The sequence below is a fragment of the uncultured Ralstonia sp. genome (assembly GCA_913056305.1).
In the GTDB taxonomy this organism is placed as follows: domain Bacteria; phylum Pseudomonadota; class Gammaproteobacteria; order Burkholderiales; family Burkholderiaceae; genus Ralstonia.
Genome location: CAJXMR010000390.1, coordinates 1 through 2420, shown reverse-complemented (window position 1 = coordinate 2420; position 2420 = coordinate 1). Strand labels below are relative to the sequence as shown.

Below are 2420 nucleotides of genomic sequence, written 5' to 3'. Positions count from 1 at the left end.
CGAAGAACATCACTTCCGAGAAGATGAACCAGCTCATCGACCAGCGGAACGAGGCGTCCACGCGCTCGCCGTACTGGCCGCCCTCGGATTCGGAGATGGCGTCGGCAAACCACGCGCGCAGCACGAACAGGAACCACAGCATGCCGATCAGGAAGGTCCACGGCGCCCACGGCTGCGCGTTGACCCACGCCGCCGAACTCAGCAGCACGATCAGCAGGCCGATACTGGCCGAAATCGGATGCCGCGACGGCCCAGGCACGAAGTAGTACGGAGCGTTCGCTCGATTCGCACTCATCTCTTGTTCTCCAGCGCTATTTTTATTGAATCAAACCCAATTGCCCGGCCTACCGTGGTCGCCTCAGACCACGCCAGACCGCCTCCTCAACCCACCACCGCGCGCACGATCAACAGCAGCACGACGATGAACAACACCGCCCCCAGCACACCCGCGATGATCACGTGGACCGGGTTGAGCTGCGCCATGTCCTGATCGTGATCGCGGCCCTTACGCACCCCGAAGAAAGACCAGAACACCGCCTTCATCGTCTGCGCGAACGACGCGCGTCGTTTCGTTGCTTGCTTCAGTTCGTCCATGTCCTCACGTTCCCTTGCCCGGGATCGCCGGCGATTGTGGCGCCGGCGTGTGGATTTCAAAGAAAGTGTAGGACAAGGTGATCGTCTTCACGTCCTTCGGAAGATCGGGATCGATCACAAACACCACCGGCATCTCGCGTGACTCGTTGGCCGTGAGCGTTTGCTGCTTGAAGCAGAAGCACTCGATCTTCTTGAAGAACTCGGTTGCCTGCTTGGGCGCGTAACTCGGAATGGCCTGCGCCGACACCGGCCGCCCCTCCTTGTTCACCACCTCGTAGACGATCTGGTTGATCTCGCCCGGATGGACTTCCATGCTGTTCTTGACCGGGCGGAAGCGGAACGGCCCCTGGCTGTTCGAATCGAATTCCACCGTGATGGTGCGGCTCGTGTCGACCTGCGTGTTGCGCAGCGCGCCGCCATCTTCATCGCGCGTGTTCAGCACGTTGATGTTGGTGACCTCGCAGATCTTCTTGTATAGCGGCACCATCGCGTAGCCGAAGCCGAACATGATCACCACCACCACCGCCAGCTTGCCCAGCATGGAGCGGTTCAGGCGGCGCTCGACGGCCTGCTCGGTGTCGTGCGGGGTCGGGTCCGGCTGCGCCGGGGTCTGGCTCATATGCGGTCTCGGATCAGCGCTGCGCGTGCCCGGCTAGCTGCCGAACACCACGCGCTTGAAAATCACACCCAGAAAGAAGACCAACGCGATGGTGGCGAGGATGAACGCGAGGCGGCGATTGTTGGCACGCTGCTCGGGCGTTGGGCTTTTTTGTGGATTCGACATCGTTCTCGGGGCGGATCGCGGGGCCGGCACCAACCAGCCCCGCGACACCTGCATTAGTGCACGTGCGGCGGTTCTTCAAAGGTGTGGAACGGCGCCGGCGACGGCACGGTCCACTCCAGGCCTTCCGCGCCATCCCACGGCTTGTCGGCGGCCTTCTCGCCACCGCGGTACGACGGCAGCACCACGAAGAAGAAGAAATACACCTGCATCAGGCCGAAGCCCAGCGCACCGATCGACGCGACCTGGTTGAAATCGGCGAACTGCTGCGGGTAGTCCGCATAGCGGCGCGGCATGCCGGCCAGGCCCAGGAAGTGCATCGGGAAGAACGTGAGGTTGAAGAAAATCATCGAACCCCAGAAGTGGATCTTGCCGCGCGTCTCGTTGTACATGTAGCCCGACCACTTCGGACCCCAGTAGTAGAAGCCCGCGAACAGCGCGAACAGCGAGCCGGCCACCAGCACGTAGTGGAAGTGCGCCACCACGTAATAGGTGTCCTGCAGCTGGATGTCGATCGGGGCCACGGCCAGGATGAGGCCCGTGAAGCCGCCCACCGTGAACACGAAGATGAAGCCGATCGCGAACAGCATCGGCGTCTCGAACGTCATCGAGCCGCGCCACATCGTAGCCACCCAGTTGAAGATCTTCACGCCGGTCGGCACCGCGATCAGCATCGTCGCGTACATGAAGAACAGCTGGCCGGTCACGGGCATGCCGGTCGCGAACATGTGGTGCGCCCACACGATGAACGACAGAATGGCGATCGACGCCGTGGCGTACACCATCGAGCTGTAGCCGAACAGCGGCTTGCGCGCGAAGGCCGGCACGATCTGGCTGATGATGCCGAACGCCGGCAAGATCATGATGTACACCTCGGGGTGCCCGAAGAACCAGAAGATGTGCTGGTACATGACCGGGTCACCGCCGCCGGCGGCCGAGAAGAAGCTCGTGCCGAAGTGGCGGTCGGTCAGCACCATGGTGATCGCGCCCGCCAGCACCGGCATCACGGCGATCAGCAGGTAGGCCGTGATCAGCCACGTCCAGC

The 2420-nt window shown here is 62.5% G+C and carries 5 protein-coding genes; all 5 read right to left on the bottom strand.

The features are described 5' to 3' along the window. A partial coding sequence (locus tag QZ609_RS26435) for a cytochrome c oxidase subunit 3 (RefSeq protein ID WP_295501463.1) occupies positions 1-295 on the bottom strand: 295 nt, incomplete at its 3' end. An 86-nt stretch (positions 296-381) separates the two neighbouring features. After that, positions 382-594 (bottom strand): DUF2970 domain-containing protein, encoded by a 213-nt coding sequence (locus QZ609_RS26430; RefSeq protein ID WP_295501460.1) that lies wholly within the window; start codon positions 592-594, stop codon positions 382-384. A 4-nt stretch (positions 595-598) separates the two neighbouring features. After that, a complete protein-coding gene (locus tag QZ609_RS26425; protein ID WP_295501457.1) occupies positions 599-1213 on the bottom strand; it encodes a cytochrome c oxidase assembly protein in 615 nt (204 codons plus the stop codon). A gap of 33 nt (positions 1214-1246) precedes the next feature. Next, positions 1247-1378 (bottom strand): cytochrome oxidase small assembly protein, encoded by a 132-nt coding sequence (locus QZ609_RS26420; protein ID WP_210165691.1) that lies wholly within the window; start codon positions 1376-1378, stop codon positions 1247-1249. 53 nt (positions 1379-1431) lie between these two features. After that, positions 1432-2420, bottom strand: a 989-nt coding sequence (locus QZ609_RS26415; RefSeq protein WP_295501449.1) for a cbb3-type cytochrome c oxidase subunit I, incomplete at its 5' end; no start/stop codon positions are given.